The organism is Roseivivax lentus (genome assembly GCF_900156805.1).
Classification (GTDB): domain Bacteria; phylum Pseudomonadota; class Alphaproteobacteria; order Rhodobacterales; family Rhodobacteraceae; genus Roseivivax; species Roseivivax lentus.
In genome coordinates this window covers 465567-481849 of record NZ_FTOQ01000001.1, presented here as the reverse complement: position 1 = coordinate 481849, position 16283 = coordinate 465567, and the positions used below count along the sequence as shown (strand labels likewise).

Below are 16283 nucleotides of genomic sequence, written 5' to 3'. Positions count from 1 at the left end.
CCGGCCGTGAGGGGGGCGTGGCGCGCCGTCCCGGACGTGGGACGCGCGGGGTCTTACGAGGCCGCGACGAAGACCCGGTCGGGGTGGAACTCGCCCGCGCGGTAGCGGCCGACCGCCACCGGTTCGCCGTCGCAGGAGGCCCAGCATTCCGCGCCGTATTCGAGGCCCGACACCGCCACCGCGCCGGGATTGCCGTTGCGGATGCGGTTGGCCTCGCCCGCGCCGCAGCGCAGTTCCGGCAGATCGGCGAGGCCCGCCGCAACGGGCAGCAGGCGGTCGTCGAGGGCCGGATCCTTGGCGAGGCGGTCGATCTCGTCGAGGGTGATCGCGTCCTCGACGTCGAAGGGGCCGGACCAGAGGCGGCGAAGCTCGCGCACATGGGCGTGACAGCCCAGCGCCGCGCCGAGATCGCGGGCAATGGCACGCACGTAGCCGCCCTTGCCGCAGACCATCTCGAGGGTGACGTGATCGGCATCCTCGCGCTCGGTCATCACGAGTTCCTCGACCCAGAGCGGGCGGGCGGCGATCTCCATCGTCTCGCCGTCGCGGGCGCGTTTATATGCGCGTTCGCCGTCGATCTTCACGGCGGAATATTGCGGCGGAACCTGCATGATCTCGCCGACGAAGCCCTGCAGCGCCTCCTTGATCTCGGCATCCGACGGGCGCTGCTCGGAGGTCGCGATTACCTCGCCCTCGGCATCGTCGGTATTGGTGGCCTGTCCGAGCCGGATGGTGAAGCGGTAGGCCTTCAGCGCATCGGTGATGTAGGGCACGGTCTTCGTCGCCTCGCCCAGCGCCACGGCCAGAACGCCCGTCGCTTCCGGGTCGAGCGTGCCCGCATGTCCCGCCTTCTTCGCCGAGAGCGCCCAGCGCACCTTGTTGACCACCGCGGTCGAGCTCAGCCCCGCGGGCTTGTCGACCACCAGCCAGCCCGACACGTCCCGACCCTTGCGTGCACGTCCCATGCATCCTCCTTGCCTCAGAGGCGCGGCAGATAGGCGAGTGCGCGCGGGCTGTCAATTCGGCGGGACAGCCGCGCCGGCCGCGCGGACAGCCCCGCCGAGGCCGAGCGCGCCCAGAACGCCGGTGCGCCGGCAGAGCACGATCGCGCCCAGCACCGCGCCGAGATTGGCCGCCACCGCCGCGGCGAGGATGCCGGAATAGCCCAGCGTATAGGCCCCGACCCAGGCCAGCGGCACATAGAGCAACCCGATCCGCCCGAGGCTGAGCGAAAGCGAGAAGAGCGGCTTCTCGCGGGCATTCATCGCGGCGTTGGCGGTCACCAGGATGCCGTAGCCGAAGAAGCTGACGGAGACCCAGCGGAGATATTGCTCGGCATAGGGCACCGCCTGGAGGCCGTTGGTCATCACCCGCGCGATGGGCCCCGCGGTGAGCCACAGGAGCGCCGAGACGGCGATGCCGTAGCCCAGGCAGAGCAGGAAGGTCAGCCGCACGGTTTCGCGCGCCCTGGCCTTGTCGCCCGCGCCCCAGGCCTGGCCCACCACCGGGCCGATGCCCGCCGAGAGCGCCAGCATTGGCACGAAGAGCAGGTTCTGCACCCGCGTCGCCGCGCCGAAGCCGCCGACCGCGCTGGCGCCGATGATCGCCACCGCGGCGGTGACCGCGGCCATGCCCGCGGGGTTGATCGCGTTCGACAGCGAGGCCGGGCCGCCCACCTTGACGATGCGCCAGGCCGAGGTGCCGAACCCGGTGAGCGAGCAGTTGGAGATGTCGAGCCGCGCGGTGCGGATCGCGAAGGCGAGACAGCCGAGGAAGGCCAGGATCCTGGCCGTGGCCGTCGCGATGCCCGCGCCCTCGATGCCCAGGGCCGGGACCGGGCCGAACCCGAAGATGAGGATCGGATCGAGCACGATGTTGATGATTGCCTGGCTCATCATCACGCTGGCGGCGATGCGCGCCTCGCCCCCGGCGCGGAACACCGCGTTCAGGGACTGGCCCGCGACGATGAAGGGAAAGCCCGCGCACCACCAGGGCATGTAGGCGAGGATGCCGTCGAGCACCGCGCCCTCGGCGCCCATCAGCCCGAAAAGCCACGACGCCGCGACATAGAGCAGGCCTGCCACCAGAGTCGCCGCAGAGGCCGCGACGATCAGCGCGTGCAGCGCGAGCCGCGCGCTGGCGCTGTCATCCCCGCCATTGGCACCGAGCGCCTGGCTGACCACCGCGCTGGTGCCCGCCGAGAGCCCGATGGAGAGCGAGGTGATCGCCACGATCACCGGGTAGATGAAGCCGATCGCGGCCAGCTCGTCCTCGCCCGCGCGGGCCAGGAAGTAGCTGTCAGCCAGGCCCACCGACAGGACGCCGAGAATGCCGATGGCCATCGGGGCAGAGACCTGCCACAGCGCCCGCGGCACCGACTTGTCGTTGAGATCGAGTTTGCCCGCCACGCATCCGCTCCTGTCCGCAATGGACGGGAACTAGCGGTCTAGCCCGCGTCGTCCACCACGCGCGCTTCGGAGATGAGCATGACCGGGATGCCGTCGCGGATCGGATAGGCGAGACCGGCGCGCTTGCTGACAAGTTCCTGGCGGTCCGAATCGTAGGACAGGACCGACTGGGTCTCGGGGCAGACCAGCGCCTCCAGCATGCGGCGGTCGAACGGGGTCTCGGGCGAATGTTCGGTCATTGCATCACGTCCTCGCCGTCGGCCCCGCCCGAGCGCAGCGCGTATTCCAAGAGCGTCACCAGCGTCTCGCGCCGGGTCGAGAGCGACGGCGCCTCCAGAAGGGCCTGCTTCTCCTCGGGTTCGAAATCGAGCAGCATGGACAGCGAGTTGATGAGCAATTCGTCATCCGCCTCTTTCAGCGACGACCAGTCGGCGGAGAGATCCCGCGCCGCGAAGAAGCGGTTGAGGATGGCGAGGAAGGCGGCGCGGTCGAAATCGTGGTCGTGTTCGGAGCGCCCGTTGCGATCCGCCTCGAACCCCGCCCAGCTGACGCGGGCCCGGCGATAGGGCGTGAAGCCGTCCTCCTCCCCCTCCAGCCGGAAGCGCGACAGCCCGGTCAGGGTGATCATGTAGCGCCCGTCCTCGGTCTCGGAGAACTGGGTGATCCGCCCCGCGCAGCCGATCTTGTGCAGCGCGGCGCTGTTGCCCGGGTTGGGATTGGGCTGCACCATGCCGATGAGCCGCGTCTCGGTCTTCAGCGTGTCGTCGAACATCTGCAGATAGCGCGGCTCGAAGAGATGCAGCGGCAGATGCGCCCGCGGCAGCAGCAGCGCACCGGGAAGCGGAAAGATCGGGATCGTGTCGGGGAGGTCTTTGTACCGTGCCATATGCGTCCAGCTAGCCCCTTCCCGGTCTCAGGCAAATATCATCGAGCTGAGTTTCCGCCGCCCGTTCAGAACGATGGGATCGTTCGGCTTCAGCGCGTCGAAAATGGTGAAAAGCTGCTGTTTCGCGGCGGCCTCGTTCCATTCGCGGTCGCGGCGGAACAGCTCCAGAAGCTGGTCCACGGCCTCCTCGGTGCGCCCGCCCGCGAAAAGCGCCTGGGCGAGGTCGAAACGCGCCTGCGGGTCGGCGGGGTCGGCGGCCACCTTGGCCTCCAGGTCGGCGATGGGGCCGGCCTTCTCGGCCTGCCGCGCGAGGGCGATCTGGGCGCGCGCGGCCTCGAGCTCGGGCGCGTCGGAAATCTCGGCGGGCGCGCCGTTCAGCACCGCCTCGGCCTGGTCCACGTCGCCCGTGGCGAGCGTCGCGCGCACCAGCCCGCCATAGGCGCCGGCATGCGCGGGTTCCTCGCCGAGGATGGCCTGGAAGATCTGCGCGGCATCCTCGGGCTGTCCGGCCTCGAGCATCTCTTCCGCCGCGGCCACGGCGTCATCGAGGCCGCCCGACGTGTCGCCGCCGCCCATCTTGGCCAGCTGCTCGACGAATTGCTTCACCTGGCTTTCGGGCACCGCGCCCTGGAAGCCATCGACGGGCTGGCCCTTGTGAAAGGCATAGACCGTCGGAATGGACTGTATGCGAAGCTGGCCCGCGATGGCCTGCGCCTCGTCGACATTGACCTTGGCCATCTTCACCGCGCCCTTCTGGGCGCGGACCGCCGCCTCGAGCTGCGGACCCAGGGTCTTGCAGGGCCCGCACCAGGGCGCCCAGAAATCCACGATCACCGGGACCTCCTGGCTGGCCTCGATCACGTCCTTCATGAAGTCCTGTTCGGCGACATCCTTGATGATGTCGGCGTCGTTCGGGGTGGCTTGTCCAAGCTCGATCATGGCGGGCTCCGTCTGCAAATGTCCGGGTCGGTCTGCATCGCTGTGCAGTTTGGAGGTTAGATGGCGCGCACGAACCCGTGATGCAAGGGCGCAGGGCGCGCCGTCGGGGCATGTTCGCGGAGGAATGGGGCGATCCGAGGCCCGTGACCGGCGCGGGGAGCCGGGCGGGACCGAGACCCGCGACGGCCGACATCCACGTGTCCCACGCGGATGCGCATGCGCCACGCCGCCCCTCACGATCGGACCGAAAATACCTCCAGAGAGCGCGAGAGACAGCGTCTCTCGCAGGCCGCGGGACGCGGCCTTGCCCGCTCAGAGATCGAAGGTCGCGAAGACCGGGGCGTGATCGGAGGGCTGCTCCCAGCCGCGGACATGGCGCAGCACCCGGCTGCCATGGGCGGCATTGGCGATATCGGGCGTCGCCCAGACGTGATCGAGCCGTCGGCCCTTGTCGGCGGCGTCCCAGTCGGGCGAGCGGTAGGACCACCAGGAATAAAGCGGCCCGTCGGGGATATCGGCGCGGGTGACATCGACCCAGCCGCCGGCGTCCTGCGCGGCGCCCAGATGCTCCACCTCGACCGGGGTATGCGAGACGACCTTCAGGAGCTGCTTGTGCGACCAGACGTCGTCTTCGCGCGGGGCGATGTTCAGGTCGCCCACCAGCACCGATTTTTCGGGCCGCTCCGCATGGAACCAGTCGCGCATTTCCGTGAGGTAATCGAGCTTCTGGCCGAATTTCTCGTTCACCTCCCGGTCGGGCTTGTCGCCGCCCGCGGGCACGTAGAAATTGTGGATGGTCACGCCGTTCTCGAGCCGCCCGGCGACATGCCGCGCATGGCCGAGGGCGGCGAAATCCTTGTCGCCCGCATCCTCGATGGGCAGCTTCGACAGGATCGCGACGCCGTTATAGCCCTTCTGGCCGCGGGCGATCATGTGGGGATATCCGAGATCCGCGAAGGTCTCGGTGGGGATCTTCTCCACCGGGCTCTTGCATTCCTGCAGGCAGAGGATGTCGGGGCCCTCCTCGGACAGGAGGCGCGCCACGAGGCCTTCGCGCAGGCGCACGGAGTTGATGTTCCAGGTGGCGAGCGTGAAGGACATGGCTTGTCTCCGGCTGGGCATGGGAATCGGCATTCCTGTCGCGCATCGGCGGCGGAGGCGCAAGGGTGCGGCGCGGGCCGGTTTGGGCGGGCGCACCTGCCGGGGGGGGGGGCGAAACGCCGCGGGCGCGCCGGGGCGGCCGCGCTGCGGCCGGCGAGGGCGCTGCCCTCGCGCTCCCGGAGTATTTCCGGTCCGATCGTGACAGGAACGGAGCGCCCGGCCCGGCGGACCGGGTATTAGCGGTAAGCGGTAGCGGCCGACCCGGGCGCGTTCGGCGTTGACAGGGCGGCCCGGAGACGCGCTACTGCGCGGCATGATCTCGATCCAGTTCCTCGTCACCGCCTTCGTCGTCGTCATCGCCCCGGGCACCGGCGTTCTCTACACGCTTGCGATCTCGCTCGGACAGGGACGGCGCGCGGCGCTCTGGGCGGCGCTGGGCTGCACCTTCGGCATCGTGCCGCATCTGGCCGCGGCGACGCTGGGCCTGGCCGCGGTGCTGCATACAAGCGCGGTCCTGTTCACCTTGGTGAAATGGGCGGGCGTCGCCTACCTGCTCTGGCTCGCCTGGCAATCGCTGGGCGCGGGCGGCGCGCTTTCCGTCAGCGCCGAGAAGCGGGCCGAGCCCGGAGCGCGCATCGCCCGGCGCGGGGCGCTGATCAACATCCTGAACCCGAAGCTGTCGGTGTTCTTCCTGGCGCTGCTGCCGCCCTTCCTGTCGGGCAATCCGGCGACCGCGACGCTGGAGATGACGTTCCTGGGCGCGATCTTCATGGGGCTGACCTTCGTCGTCTTCGTGGGCTACGGGCTGATGGCCGCGGCGGCGCGGGACCGGCTTCTGGGCAGTGCGGCGGTCATGCGCTGGCTCAACCGCTCCTTCGCGGCGCTCTTTGCCGCGCTTGCGGGACGTCTGGCGCTGGAACGGGCCGGGTGACTTCCGGCGCGGCAAGCGCTACCTGAGCCAGGCACGAGACCGCCACGACGGAGCCCGCCCCATGACCGACATCCCCCGCGCCGCCCTGATCCTCGGCCTTGCCGGCGTCCTTCCGTTTCTCTGGGGCGCCATGACGCTGCTGTCGCCGGGCCTCGCGGAATGGGGTCTGGCCAATCTCGGGCCGCGCTTCATCGGGCCTTACGTGCAGCTTTATTACGGCGCGGTGATCCTGAGCTTCATGTCGGGCGTGCTCTGGGGGTTCGCCACCAAGGCCGAGGATGCCCGCGCCGCCACCGGATACGCGCTGTCGGTGATCCCTGCGCTCTGGGCGTTCTTCATGGCGGGGGGCGGGCCGGTTTCGGCGGGCATGAACCTGATCTTCGGCTATCTCGGTCTGTTGGTGCTGGATTTCGCCTTCTGGCGCTGGGGGCTCGCGCCACGCTGGTGGATGCAGCTTCGGGTGCTGCTGACCGCGCTGGTGGTCATCTGCCTGTCGGTCGGGGTCTTCTACTGAGCGCAGGCCGCGCGGATCACGCCGAGGCCGCGGCGGTGGCCCAGGCCAGCACCGCGTAGCGGCCCGTCTTGGCGATGCTCACCAGCGCGAGGAAGACCCAGAGCCGGACCCTGGCGATGCCCGCGAGCACCGTGAAGGCATCCCCGAGCGGCGCCCAGGACAGCAAGAGCGTCCAGACGCCGTAGCGCTGCCACCAATCCTGCGCGCGGTCCATCTGCTTGTCGGAGGCGGGAAACCAGCGCGTGTCGCGCAGCCGTTCGGCCCAGAGGCCGAGCACGTAATTGACCACCGCGCCGAGGATATTGCCGATGCTGGCCACCAAAACGAGAAGCCAGATCGCCGCCGCGCCGCTCAGCTGCAGGCCGACGAAGACCACTTCGGACTGGAACGGCAGGATGGTCGCGGCCCCGAAGGCCGCGGCAAAAAGACCGCCGAGCGCGGCAAGGCTGACCTCCACCGGGCGTGGTCCGGATCAGGCGACGTTGCTCGTCCGGTCCTGGGCCTCGGCGCCGACATCGCGCGGGGGCCGCCCGATCACGTCGCGCAGCTCGTCGAGCTCGATGAAATTGTCGGCCTGGCGGCGCAGTTCGTCGGCGATCATCGGCGGCTGCGAGCGGATCGTCGAGACGACCGAAACGCGCACGCCCTGGCGCTGCAGGCTTTCGACCAGAGGCTTGAAATCGCCATCCCCCGAGAACAAGACGATGTGATCGACGCGCGGGGCAAGCTCCATGGCATCGACGGCAAGTTCGATATCCATGTTGCCCTTCACCTTCCGGCGGCCCTGGCTGTCGGTGTATTCCTTGGCGGGCTTCGTCACCATGGTGAAGCCGTTATAGTGCAGCCAATCCACCAGCGGGCGGATCGGCGAATAATCGTCATTCTCGAGCAGTGCGGTGTAATAGAAGGCCCGGATCATGCGTCCCCGGCGCACGAATTCCTGCCTCAGGAGCTTGTAGTCGATGTCGAACCCAAGCGCCTTTGCCGCGGCGTAGAGGTTGGAACCATCGATGAACAGCGCCAACCGTTCGTCCTTGTAAAACATAAAATGGCCTCTTCAATGCTTTTGATGCCGTCGATGACCGGACGGCCGTGAATCGGAAGGTCTTCGCTTGGTGCTCTAAATAGAGAGCGTAGGCGTAGCGGCAAGTCGATGTCGCGGGTTCAAAAGAATGGCCACCTACTCGAAAGGATATGCCTCTCATGCAGGTCAGGCAAGATGCAGTGATCGCGTTAGGAGGGAATCTGCCGCTCGGCGATCATCCCCCGGCAGAAACCCTCTTATCGGCATTGAAAAAAATCGGCCAGACGGCGCTGCAAATCAGGGCGATCAGCCGATTCTACGCGACGCCGTGTTTCCCGGCCAATGCGGGTCCGGACTACGTCAATGCCGCGGCACTGCTGAGCCTTCCGGCGGGCATGACGCCCGAGGCGGCGCTGGCGGAATTGCACGCGGTGGAGGCGGTTTTCGGGCGCGCCCGCGCCCAGCGCTGGGGCATGCGCACGCTGGATCTCGACCTGATCGCGCTGGGAGATCTGGTGCGCCCGGACGCCGAAACCCAGACACGCTGGCGGAAGCTCGCGCCCGATGCGCAGCGGCAGGAGGCGCCGGAGACGCTGATCCTGCCGCATCCGCGCCTGCAGGATCGCGGGTTCGTGCTGGTCCCGATGGCCGATATCGCGCCCCACTGGACCCATCCGCTGACCGGGCAGAGCGTGCGCGAGATGCGGGATGCGCTGCCGCCCGGGGCGCGTGCGGAAATCACGCCGCTGTAAGAGGAAACGCGTCTTGTCAAGCCTCTTGTGGCACGTTAGGTACGACTCTTCTGACGTCAGACCCAGACTGGAGATACCAATGGCCCGCGTGACGGTTGAAGATTGCGTCGACAAGGTTCCGAACCGCTTCGAGCTGGTTCTGTTGTCGGCCCATCGCGCTCGTGAAATTTCCGCCGGCAGCCCGATCACCGTGGACCGCGACAACGACAAGAACCCCGTTGTCGCCCTGCGCGAGATCGCCGAGGAGACCCAGTCCGCCGACGAGCTGCGCGAGCGCATCATCGAGGCGAACCAGACCCAGATCGAGGTCGATGAGCCCGAAGAGGACGCCATGGCGCTGCTGATGGGGGCCGAGCCCGACAAGCCGCAGGAAGACGACATGTCCGAAGAGAAACTGCTGCGCGCGCTGATGGAGGCCCAGGGCGAGCGCTAAGCCGCCCCGGAATGCGGGCGCGCGCGGGGAGGATGGGCGCATGATCGCCGCCGAAGACCTGATTGCGCTCGTCCGCAATTACAACCCGAAGACCAACGAGGCGCTGATTCGCGCGGCCTATGCCTATGGCCGCGAGATGCATGAGGGCCAGACCCGGCAATCGGGCGAGCCCTATTTCACCCATCCCGTCGCGGTCGCGGCGCTGCTGACCGAGCAGCAGCTCGACGACGCGACCATCGTCACGGCCCTGCTGCACGACACGATCGAGGACACCAAGTCGACCTATTCCGAGGTGCAGAAGCGCTTCGGCGACGAGATCGCCATGCTGGTCGACGGAGTCACCAAGCTGACCAACCTGCAGCTGTCCTCGAACGAGACCAAGCAGGCCGAGAATTTCCGCAAGCTCTTCATGGCGATGTCGAAGGATCTGCGGGTGATCCTCGTGAAGCTCGCCGACCGGCTGCACAACATGCGCACCATCCGCGCCATGCGCGAGGACAAGCAGCTGCAGAAGGCGCGCGAGACCATGGACATCTACGCGCCGCTGGCGGGCCGGATGGGCATGCAATGGATGCGCGAGGAGCTGGAAGACCTGGCCTTCCGCGTCATCAACCCCGAGGCGCGCAATTCGATCATCCGCCGCTTCATCACGCTGCAGCGCGAAACCGGCGACGTGATCCCGCGCATCACCGCCGACATGCGCCACGAGCTGGACGCCGCGGGCATCGAGGCCGAGGTCTTCGGGCGCGCCAAGAAACCCTATTCGATCTGGCGCAAGATGCAGGAGAAGGACCTGTCCTTCTCGCGGCTGTCGGACATCTACGGCTTCCGCATCATCACCCGCTCGGAGATGGATTGCTACCTCGCCCTGGGCGCCATCCATCACCGCTGGCGCGCCGTGCCGGGGCGGTTCAAGGATTACGTGAGCCAGCCCAAGACCAACGGCTACCGCTCGATCCACACCACCGTCTCGGGGCGTGACGGCAAGCGCGTGGAGGTGCAGATCCGCACCCGCCAGATGCACGAGGTGGCCGAAACCGGCGTGGCCGCGCATTGGTCCTACCGCGACGGCGTGCGCGCGCAGAACCCCTTCGCGGTCGATCCCGCGAAATGGATCGCGTCGCTGACCGAGCAGTTCACCGCCGAGGAGGACCACGACGAATTTCTCGAGGCGGTCAAGCTCGAGATGTATTCCGACCAGGTCTTCTGCTTCACGCCCAAGGGCGAGGTGGTGAAGCTGCCGAAGGGCGCGACGCCCCTGGATTTCGGCTATGCGATCCACACGCGGATCGGCTCGGCCTGCGTCGGCGCCAAGGTGGACGGGCTGCGCGTGCCGCTCTGGACGCGGCTGAAGAACGGCCAGTCGGTCGAGATCATCACCGCGCAGGGGCAGGCCCCGCAGGCCACCTGGCTCGACATCGCCAAGACCGGCAAGGCCAAGTCCGCGATCCGGCGCGCGCTGCGCGAGGCCCGCAAGGAGCGTTTCGTCAAGCTCGGCCGCGAGATCGCCCGCTCGGCCTTCGAGCATGTGGGCAAGAAGGCCTCCGACAAGGTGCTGGAGAAGGCCGCCCGGACCCTGCGCATTTCCGATGCGGAGGCGATGCTGGCGCGACTGGGATCGGCCGAGCTTTCGGCGCGCGAGGTGGTCTCGGCGGTCTATCCCGACCTCACGCCCCGGCCCAGCGACGAGGTCGACACCGCCCGCGCGGTCATCGGTCTCGAACACGGGCAGGCCTTCCATCGCGCGGGCTGCTGCCAGCCCCTGCCCGGCGAGCGGATCGTGGGCATCGCCCGGCGCGGACACGGCGTCGTGGTCCATGCCATCGACTGCCCGCGCCTTGCGGATGTGGAGGACGAGCCCGACCGCTGGCTCGACCTGCAATGGGCCGAGGGGCACCACCCGCCGGTCTACGCGATCACGCTCGATCTCACGATCGGGAACGATGCGGGTGTGCTCGGGCGGATTTGCACATTGATCGGAGAGCGTAAGGCCAATATCTCGGACCTGCACTTCAAGGACCGCAAGCCGGACTTCTACAGGCTGAAAGTCGACCTGGAACTGAGCGATGCGGAACAATTGCATTCGGTCATGTCGGCCCTTGAGGCGGAAAGCGACGTCGCGCAGGTCATCCGCTGGCGCGACGACGGCAGCGATGACACGACGGCGACGTCCCGCGCGGCGGCCGAGTAGCGATGAAATGAGGTGAGGCGCGGGTGGTCTTCAGGCGTCGCGATCAACAACCGCTGTGGAAACGGCTCCTGCGCGCGCTCTGGCCCAAAGGCGGCTGGGCGCGGGCGGCGCGCTACGTGCGCCACCGGCTCCAGCGGCTGCCCGACCCGCCCGACAAGATCGCGCGGGGCCTCTTCGCGGGCGTCTTCATGACCTTCACGCCGCTTTACGGCTTCCATTTCTTCCTCGCGGCGCTGCTTGCATGGATCCTGCGCGGCAACATCGTGGCGAGCCTGCTCGGCACCTTCTTCGGCAATCCCCTGACCTACGTGCCCATCGCGGTGATCTCGCTGCAGACCGGCAACTGGCTTCTGGGCATCGAGAGCGATCCCGAGGATCACCGCTGGGTCGGGCAGAAATTCACCGCCGCGGGGCGCGACCTGTGGGACAATTTCCTGGCGATCTTCACCCCCGCCGAAGCCGATTGGCAGAACCTGTCGCAATTCTTCGACGAGGTGTTCTATCCCTATCTCGTGGGCGGGATCATCCCCGGCATCATCACCGGGCTCATCTGCTACTACATCTCGCTGCCGCTGATCCGCGCCTACCAGAACCGCCGCAAGGGGCGGCTCGCGGCGAAGCTCGCCTCGCTCAAGGCCAAGAAGAAGGCCAAGGCCGCGGGCCGGGGCGCCTCGGCGGATTGAGCGGGTCGCGCGCCGCTTGGCGTCCGCGCAAGGCCGCGGCTTTTGAGGTTTCCCGCACCGGCCCGCGGCCCTAGTTTGCAGGCAAGGCATCACGGACGGACACAGTCGGAGTACGAGACAATGGCAGATCACAAGGGCGCGGTAACCGGCGGCGCGGAGACCGGCGGACACCTGCGCCTCGGCGTGAACATCGACCACGTGGCCACCGTGCGGAACGCGCGCGGCAGCGCCTATCCCGACCCGCTGCGCGCGGCGAAGCTCGCCGAGGAGGCCGGGGCCGACGGCATCACCGCGCATCTGCGCGAAGACCGCCGCCATATCCGCGACGCCGATATCGAGGCGCTGATGGACGGGCTGTCGGTGCCGCTCAATTTCGAGATGGCGGCGACCGGGGAAATGCAGGAAATCGCGCTGCGCTACCGCCCGCGCGCGGTCTGCATCGTGCCCGAGAAGCGCGAGGAACGCACCACCGAGGGCGGGCTCGAAGTGGCGGGCGACGCGCAGAGGCTCGCCGCCTATATCGCGCCGCTGCGCGAGGCCGGCTGCCGCGTATCGCTCTTCGTCGCCGCCGACCCGGCGCAGATCAAGGCCTCCGCAGAGGTCGGCGCCGAGGTGATCGAGCTGCATACCGGCGCCTATTGCGACCATCATTACGAGGGCGACCATGCCGCGCGGGATACGGAGCTGGCGCGGCTGCGCGAGATGGCAACCTATGCCCACAGCCTCGCCCTCGAAGTGCATGCGGGCCACGGCCTGACCTACGAGATCGTCGGGCCGATCGCCGCCCTGCCCGAGGTGCGGGAGCTGAATATCGGTCACTTCCTGATCGGCGAGGCGATCTTCCGCGGGCTCGGCGGCGCCATCGCCGAGATGCGCCGCGCGATGGACGCGGCGCGGCCATGAGCCGCTTCTCCGCCCGTGCGGGCGTCGTCGCGGGCGCGGCGGCCCGGCCATGAGCTTCGCGCTGACCGAGACCGAGGAGGAGGCGCTCGACCAGGTGATCGCGCGGGCGCGGGCGCTGCATGACGGGACCGGCCCGGTCTTCACCGCCGCGATCGTGCAGGACACGCGGATCGTGGCGGTGGAAGCCAACGAGGTGGCGGAAACGACGGACCCCACGCGCCACGCCGAAGTGGTGGCCATCGCCCGCGCGGCCCGGGCGCTGGGCTCGACAGACCTGTCGGGCAGCACGCTCATCGCCTCGATGCAGCCCTGCGAGATGTGCCTCGCGGCCATGCGCTGGGCCGGGATCGACCGGCTGGTCTTCGCCATGACCCAGGACGAGGCGCCCGACTTCTTCCAGTTCCCGCAACTCCGGCTCGAGGATTACGCCCGCGCCACGCAGGACGCTTTCGCCTGGCGCGGCGGCGTGCGGATCGCGGAGGTGCGGCATATCTACGGGGGATCGGAATGATTCTCGGCATCGGCACCGATCTGGCCAACATAGAGCGCATCGAGCGCACCCTGCAGCGCTTCGGCGACCGTTTCCGCAACCGGGTCTTCACCGAGACCGAGCAGCGCAAGGCCGAGCGGCGCGCGGACACGCCCGGCACCTATGCCAAGCGCTGGGCAGCCAAGGAGGCCTGTTCCAAGGCGCTGGGCACCGGGCTGCGCATGGGCATCGCCTGGAAGGACATGGCGGTGTCGAACCTGCATACCGGCCAGCCGGTGATGGAGGTGACGGGCTGGGCCAAGGACCGGCTCGAGGCGATGACGCCGCCGGGTTTCGAGGCGATCATCCACGTCACGCTGACCGACGATCACCCCTGGGCGCAGGCTTTCGTGCTGATCGAGGCGCGGCCCCGGGCGTGAGGCGCGGCGCTGCGGTTGGATGAGGTGTTCGGGCGGGGCTGCCCGAATGTCGGAAGGCCGCGCTCAGGAGCGGATCGGATTGCCGCCTGTCGTTTGGTGTCGCGACGTGGGGGCGCTGCGGCCTCGGAGCCGGCGGTCCTGCGCCGCCCGGTTCGGCGCGGATGAACGCGCCTTGTGTGGTCGACGGCGCGCAGCGGCGCAGGCTTCTTGCGCGGCATCCGACGGAACCGCTTGTGCAACGGCACGTTGGGACCGCAAAATGCCCCGCAACGCCGGGACAGACACGAGGACAGCCAAGACATGCTGACACGACGCCATTTCGTCATGACAACCGCCGCGCTTTTCTCCGCCCCGATCGCGGGCGCGGTCCATGCCAGTACCTGGCCGACCGAGGCCCAGAAGGACACCTGGGACGCGCAGGTGACGCCTGCGGAATATGACCCGGCCACGTCGAATCCCTGGGGTCTGCATCCGCGCTTCCTGCCGGTCCGGGTGGAGGCCAATCCCGGCCTCGTGCCGGGCGACATCCATGTCGATGCGGTCGCGCGCTATCTCTACCATATCGAGGAAGGCGGGACCGCCATGCGCTACGGTGCGGCGATCGGGCGGGGCAACCTTTACGAGCCCGGAACCTACACCATCCGGCGCAAGGTGGCCTGGCCGCACTGGACCCCGACCCAGGCGATGATCGCGCGGGAACCCGAGAAATACGGCCGCTACGCCGATGGCGGCATGGAGCCGGGTCCGGGCAATGCCCTCGGGTCGCGCGCGCTCTATCTCTATGTCGGGAACCGCGACACCTATCTGCGGATCCACGGCACGCCCGCGCCGCGCTCGATCGGCACGCGCGCCAGTTCGGGCTGCGTGCGCATGGTGATGGCGCATATCAACGGGCTTTACGATCAGGTCGACACCGGGGTCATGGCGCGTCTCTATCCGGCCGAGGATTCGGTCACCGCCAGCAGCTGACCGGCCGCGTGCCGCCGCGACGGACGCCGCGTTGGCTCAGGTGGATTCGGCGGCCGAGCTGCAGATCGGGTTGCCCGCGGCGGTGCGCAGGGGGATCAGCGTCGTCTCGACCGGGCCCGCATGGGAATACCAGTAGCAGCCGTCTTCCGAGCGCAGCCGCGCGGTGGTGAGGTCCTGATAGGGTGCGGCGATGGCGACCACGGCCTCGGGCAAGGGCGTGACCGGCGCGCCATCGGACATCTCGGCGCAGGCGCCCAGCAGCAGCGCCGCGGAGAGCGCGGCCAGACATTTCGTTTTCATTTCATATCTCTCTGACGGGAAAGCGGCCTCGTTTCGCCGGGAAGTATCGATGATCGCCGCTGCCGGGACAAGCGTATCGAACATGGCGGCGGGCCATCCTTTCTCAGGTGTGGCAGATGGTACGACACCGGGCCACGGGCTGCGACGCGCTGCAGGAGAGGCCTTTCTGCGACGACGCGTGGCTGCTGCCCCGAACGCGGCGCCTTCCTTCGCCATCGCGCCGCAGCATACCATTCATTTTCCACTCATATTATGCCACACTCCCCTCTCAGCAACGGAGGAGAAGACGATGGATCGCGACGCATATGTCGAGAAGATGAAGGCGAAGCTGGACGAGTGGAACGCCGAGATCGACAAGCTCCAGGCCAAGGCGAAGGCCGCCGAAGCGGAGAACACGGCGAGATACGAAAAGCAGCTCGGCGAAATGCGCAAGCAGCGCGACGAGGCCCACGCCAAGATGAAGGAGGCGCAGGCCGCCAGCGATGCTGCCTGGGACGACATGCGCAAGGGCATGGAAAGCGCCTGGGAGAACATCTCGAGCTCGTTCCAGAAGGCCTGGAGCCGCTTCCACTAGGAACGTCACTCGCCCTGCCCCCGGATGCCTTATCCAGGCGCGGGGCGAACAAGTCCGTTGTCGGGCGGGAACGCATTTGGCGGCGCGGACATGCGTGCGGCGGGCTTGGCGCGCTGTTCGAGACTGTCCGGCGCGGGCAACGGGGTCAGGCCGACGCGCGCGCCCTCAGGTCATCAGCCGTTTGCGCAGCCGCGCGTCCGGGAGCGCGCACATGTCGGTCCGCCCGAAGCGGTAGCGGTTGCGCGCGATACGCCGGTAAAGCCATTCCCGCGCAGGCCGCGGCAGCACGCGCATCGCGGCCGCCACGCGCGCCAGCCCGCCCAGGCGTTCGCCGATGCGGATGATCGCCTCCATCCCGGACCAAGCCTGCCCGTTATCGAGAAAGAGCCAGGTTTCGGGATCGTCGGGGGCCAGCCCGAAATGCCGCGCAAGCGCCGTGCCGGTGGGAGACTGGACCGTGCAGATGCGGAACTGCTCGCGCCGGTCGAGCCGCGCGATGGTGCGCGCGCCCGTCGCGCAGAGGGCGCAATCGCCGTCCATCACGGCAATCGGGCCGGCATCGTCGAACTCCGGAACGTCCGGGTCCTTGCGCCAGGAATACGCGTCGCGCTCGATCGGCCGGGCCATTGCCATCCCTCCAGAAGATGCCCTGCAATCTGCGCCGGAACGCCCCCGGTTCGCAATGCCCGTCGGTTCGCCGTCACGGCGGCTTGCGATGCTCGGGCGCGCGCGGCCAAGCGGACATGCCGCCCGAATCGCCGCCCAG

21 protein-coding genes are annotated in these 16283 nt (G+C 68.3%); 11 read left to right on the top strand and 10 right to left on the bottom strand.

All coding sequences use genetic code 11. The features are described from left to right. Positions 1 to 53: 53 nt before the first annotated feature. The 6 genes from truB to BW990_RS02245 form a co-directional block, all read right to left on the bottom strand. Complete coding sequence (gene truB, locus BW990_RS02270) at positions 54 to 965, bottom strand: tRNA pseudouridine(55) synthase TruB (protein ID WP_076444565.1); 912 nt, start codon at positions 963 to 965, stop codon at positions 54 to 56. 51 nt (positions 966 to 1016) lie between these two features. Beyond that, positions 1017 to 2408 carry an MATE family efflux transporter gene (locus BW990_RS02265; RefSeq protein ID WP_076444563.1) on the bottom strand — a complete coding sequence of 464 codons (1392 nt, stop codon included), beginning with the start codon at positions 2406 to 2408 and terminating at the stop codon, positions 1017 to 1019. 38 nt (positions 2409 to 2446) lie between these two features. Then, entirely contained in the window at positions 2447 to 2647 is a 201-nt protein-coding gene (locus BW990_RS02260) for a Trm112 family protein (RefSeq protein WP_076444561.1), read from the bottom strand. After that, on the bottom strand, positions 2644 to 3294 hold the full coding sequence (locus BW990_RS02255) for an LON peptidase substrate-binding domain-containing protein (protein ID WP_076444559.1): 651 nt from the start codon (positions 3292 to 3294) through the stop codon (positions 2644 to 2646). Before BW990_RS02255 ends, BW990_RS02260 begins: the two co-directional genes overlap by 4 nt. Positions 3295 to 3321: 27 nt before the next feature. Then, the gene (gene trxA, locus BW990_RS02250; RefSeq protein WP_076444557.1) at positions 3322 to 4233 is read right to left on the bottom strand and encodes a thioredoxin; all 912 of its coding nucleotides are present in this window, start codon (positions 4231 to 4233) and stop codon (positions 3322 to 3324) included. Between the two features lie 312 nt (positions 4234 to 4545). After that, positions 4546 to 5334, bottom strand: coding sequence for an exodeoxyribonuclease III (locus tag BW990_RS02245; protein WP_076444555.1), 789 nt, complete (start codon positions 5332 to 5334; stop codon positions 4546 to 4548). Between the two features lie 313 nt (positions 5335 to 5647). Here BW990_RS02245 and BW990_RS02240 point away from each other — a divergent pair, with 313 nt between their 5' ends. After that, positions 5648 to 6265, top strand: coding sequence for a LysE family translocator (locus BW990_RS02240; RefSeq protein ID WP_076444553.1), 618 nt, complete (start codon positions 5648 to 5650; stop codon positions 6263 to 6265). A gap of 61 nt (positions 6266 to 6326) precedes the next feature. Then, the gene (locus BW990_RS02235; protein ID WP_076444551.1) at positions 6327 to 6779 is read left to right on the top strand and encodes a DUF3429 domain-containing protein; all 453 of its coding nucleotides are present in this window, start codon (positions 6327 to 6329) and stop codon (positions 6777 to 6779) included. Positions 6780 to 6795: 16 nt separating this feature from the next. On the opposite strand, the gene BW990_RS02230 is transcribed toward BW990_RS02235, so the two are convergent. Both BW990_RS02230 and BW990_RS02225 read right to left on the bottom strand, forming a co-directional pair. Next, a complete protein-coding gene (locus BW990_RS02230) occupies positions 6796 to 7236 on the bottom strand; it encodes a YqaA family protein (RefSeq protein WP_076444549.1) in 441 nt (146 codons plus the stop codon). Positions 7237 to 7251: 15 nt separating this feature from the next. Next, on the bottom strand, positions 7252 to 7824 hold the full coding sequence (locus tag BW990_RS02225) for a LabA-like NYN domain-containing protein (RefSeq protein ID WP_076444547.1): 573 nt from the start codon (positions 7822 to 7824) through the stop codon (positions 7252 to 7254). A 149-nt stretch (positions 7825 to 7973) separates the two neighbouring features. On the opposite strand from BW990_RS02225, the gene folK reads away from it, so the two are divergent. The 8 genes from folK to BW990_RS02185 all read left to right on the top strand — a co-directional run bounded on the left by folK (position 7974) and on the right by BW990_RS02185 (position 14643). After that, positions 7974 to 8555, top strand: a complete 582-nt coding sequence (folK, locus tag BW990_RS02220) for a 2-amino-4-hydroxy-6-hydroxymethyldihydropteridine diphosphokinase (RefSeq protein WP_076444545.1) — start codon at positions 7974 to 7976, stop codon at positions 8553 to 8555. A 79-nt stretch (positions 8556 to 8634) separates the two neighbouring features. Then, positions 8635 to 8988 carry a DNA-directed RNA polymerase subunit omega gene (gene rpoZ / locus BW990_RS02215; protein ID WP_076444543.1) on the top strand — a complete coding sequence of 118 codons (354 nt, stop codon included), beginning with the start codon at positions 8635 to 8637 and terminating at the stop codon, positions 8986 to 8988. 40 nt (positions 8989 to 9028) lie between these two features. Then, the gene (locus BW990_RS02210) at positions 9029 to 11179 is read left to right on the top strand and encodes a RelA/SpoT family protein (protein ID WP_076444541.1); all 2151 of its coding nucleotides are present in this window, start codon (positions 9029 to 9031) and stop codon (positions 11177 to 11179) included. Positions 11180 to 11202: 23 nt separating this feature from the next. Next, positions 11203 to 11862: a DUF2062 domain-containing protein gene (locus tag BW990_RS02205; RefSeq protein WP_076444539.1), complete on the top strand. Its 660-nt coding sequence runs from the start codon at positions 11203 to 11205 to the stop codon at positions 11860 to 11862. Positions 11863 to 11982: 120 nt separating this feature from the next. Further along, positions 11983 to 12765 carry a pyridoxine 5'-phosphate synthase gene (locus tag BW990_RS02200; RefSeq protein ID WP_076444537.1) on the top strand — a complete coding sequence of 261 codons (783 nt, stop codon included), beginning with the start codon at positions 11983 to 11985 and terminating at the stop codon, positions 12763 to 12765. 49 nt (positions 12766 to 12814) lie between these two features. Next, positions 12815 to 13276, top strand: coding sequence for a deaminase (locus BW990_RS02195; RefSeq protein WP_076444535.1), 462 nt, complete (start codon positions 12815 to 12817; stop codon positions 13274 to 13276). Next, positions 13273 to 13674 carry a holo-ACP synthase gene (gene acpS / locus BW990_RS02190; RefSeq protein ID WP_076444533.1) on the top strand — a complete coding sequence of 134 codons (402 nt, stop codon included), beginning with the start codon at positions 13273 to 13275 and terminating at the stop codon, positions 13672 to 13674. The genes BW990_RS02195 and acpS overlap by 4 nt, the downstream gene beginning before the upstream one ends. A 300-nt stretch (positions 13675 to 13974) precedes the next feature. Further along, a complete protein-coding gene (locus tag BW990_RS02185; protein ID WP_076444531.1) occupies positions 13975 to 14643 on the top strand; it encodes a L,D-transpeptidase in 669 nt (222 codons plus the stop codon). 36 nt (positions 14644 to 14679) lie between these two features. On the opposite strand, the gene BW990_RS02180 is transcribed toward BW990_RS02185, so the two are convergent. Continuing rightward, a complete protein-coding gene (locus BW990_RS02180) occupies positions 14680 to 14943 on the bottom strand; it encodes a hypothetical protein (RefSeq protein ID WP_076445118.1) in 264 nt (87 codons plus the stop codon). Between the two features lie 289 nt (positions 14944 to 15232). Here BW990_RS02180 and BW990_RS02175 point away from each other — a divergent pair, with 289 nt between their 5' ends. Beyond that, positions 15233 to 15517: a sll1863 family stress response protein gene (locus BW990_RS02175; protein WP_076444529.1), complete on the top strand. Its 285-nt coding sequence runs from the start codon at positions 15233 to 15235 to the stop codon at positions 15515 to 15517. Between the two features lie 165 nt (positions 15518 to 15682). Here the strand turns inward: BW990_RS02175 and BW990_RS02170 are convergent, their stop codons facing one another. Then, positions 15683 to 16144 carry a thiol-disulfide oxidoreductase DCC family protein gene (locus BW990_RS02170; RefSeq protein WP_083950431.1) on the bottom strand — a complete coding sequence of 154 codons (462 nt, stop codon included), beginning with the start codon at positions 16142 to 16144 and terminating at the stop codon, positions 15683 to 15685. Positions 16145 to 16283 lie beyond the last annotated feature (139 nt).

Excerpts from the sequence above, each read along its gene's own strand:
- BW990_RS02210 (WP_076444541.1), top strand. The coding sequence starts at position 9,029 with ATGATCGCCGCCGAAGACCTGATTGCGCTCGTCCGCAATTACAACCCG.
- BW990_RS02180 (WP_076445118.1), bottom strand. The coding sequence starts at position 14,943 with ATGAAAACGAAATGTCTGGCCGCGCTCTCCGCGGCGCTGCTGCTGGGC.
- BW990_RS02175 (WP_076444529.1), top strand. The coding sequence starts at position 15,233 with ATGGATCGCGACGCATATGTCGAGAAGATGAAGGCGAAGCTGGACGAG.
- BW990_RS02185 (WP_076444531.1), top strand. The coding sequence starts at position 13,975 with ATGCTGACACGACGCCATTTCGTCATGACAACCGCCGCGCTTTTCTCC.
- BW990_RS02200 (WP_076444537.1), top strand. The coding sequence starts at position 11,983 with ATGGCAGATCACAAGGGCGCGGTAACCGGCGGCGCGGAGACCGGCGGA.
- truB (WP_076444565.1), bottom strand. The coding sequence starts at position 965 with ATGGGACGTGCACGCAAGGGTCGGGACGTGTCGGGCTGGCTGGTGGTC.
- BW990_RS02245 (WP_076444555.1), bottom strand. The coding sequence starts at position 5,334 with ATGTCCTTCACGCTCGCCACCTGGAACATCAACTCCGTGCGCCTGCGC.
- BW990_RS02255 (WP_076444559.1), bottom strand. The coding sequence starts at position 3,294 with ATGGCACGGTACAAAGACCTCCCCGACACGATCCCGATCTTTCCGCTT.
- BW990_RS02225 (WP_076444547.1), bottom strand. The coding sequence starts at position 7,824 with ATGTTTTACAAGGACGAACGGTTGGCGCTGTTCATCGATGGTTCCAAC.
- folK (WP_076444545.1), top strand. The coding sequence starts at position 7,974 with ATGCCTCTCATGCAGGTCAGGCAAGATGCAGTGATCGCGTTAGGAGGG.
- BW990_RS02235 (WP_076444551.1), top strand. The coding sequence starts at position 6,327 with ATGACCGACATCCCCCGCGCCGCCCTGATCCTCGGCCTTGCCGGCGTC.
- rpoZ (WP_076444543.1), top strand. The coding sequence starts at position 8,635 with ATGGCCCGCGTGACGGTTGAAGATTGCGTCGACAAGGTTCCGAACCGC.
- acpS (WP_076444533.1), top strand. The coding sequence starts at position 13,273 with ATGATTCTCGGCATCGGCACCGATCTGGCCAACATAGAGCGCATCGAG.
- trxA (WP_076444557.1), bottom strand. The coding sequence starts at position 4,233 with ATGATCGAGCTTGGACAAGCCACCCCGAACGACGCCGACATCATCAAG.
- BW990_RS02240 (WP_076444553.1), top strand. The coding sequence starts at position 5,648 with ATGATCTCGATCCAGTTCCTCGTCACCGCCTTCGTCGTCGTCATCGCC.
- BW990_RS02170 (WP_083950431.1), bottom strand. The coding sequence starts at position 16,144 with ATGGCCCGGCCGATCGAGCGCGACGCGTATTCCTGGCGCAAGGACCCG.
- BW990_RS02195 (WP_076444535.1), top strand. The coding sequence starts at position 12,815 with ATGAGCTTCGCGCTGACCGAGACCGAGGAGGAGGCGCTCGACCAGGTG.
- BW990_RS02260 (WP_076444561.1), bottom strand. The coding sequence starts at position 2,647 with ATGACCGAACATTCGCCCGAGACCCCGTTCGACCGCCGCATGCTGGAG.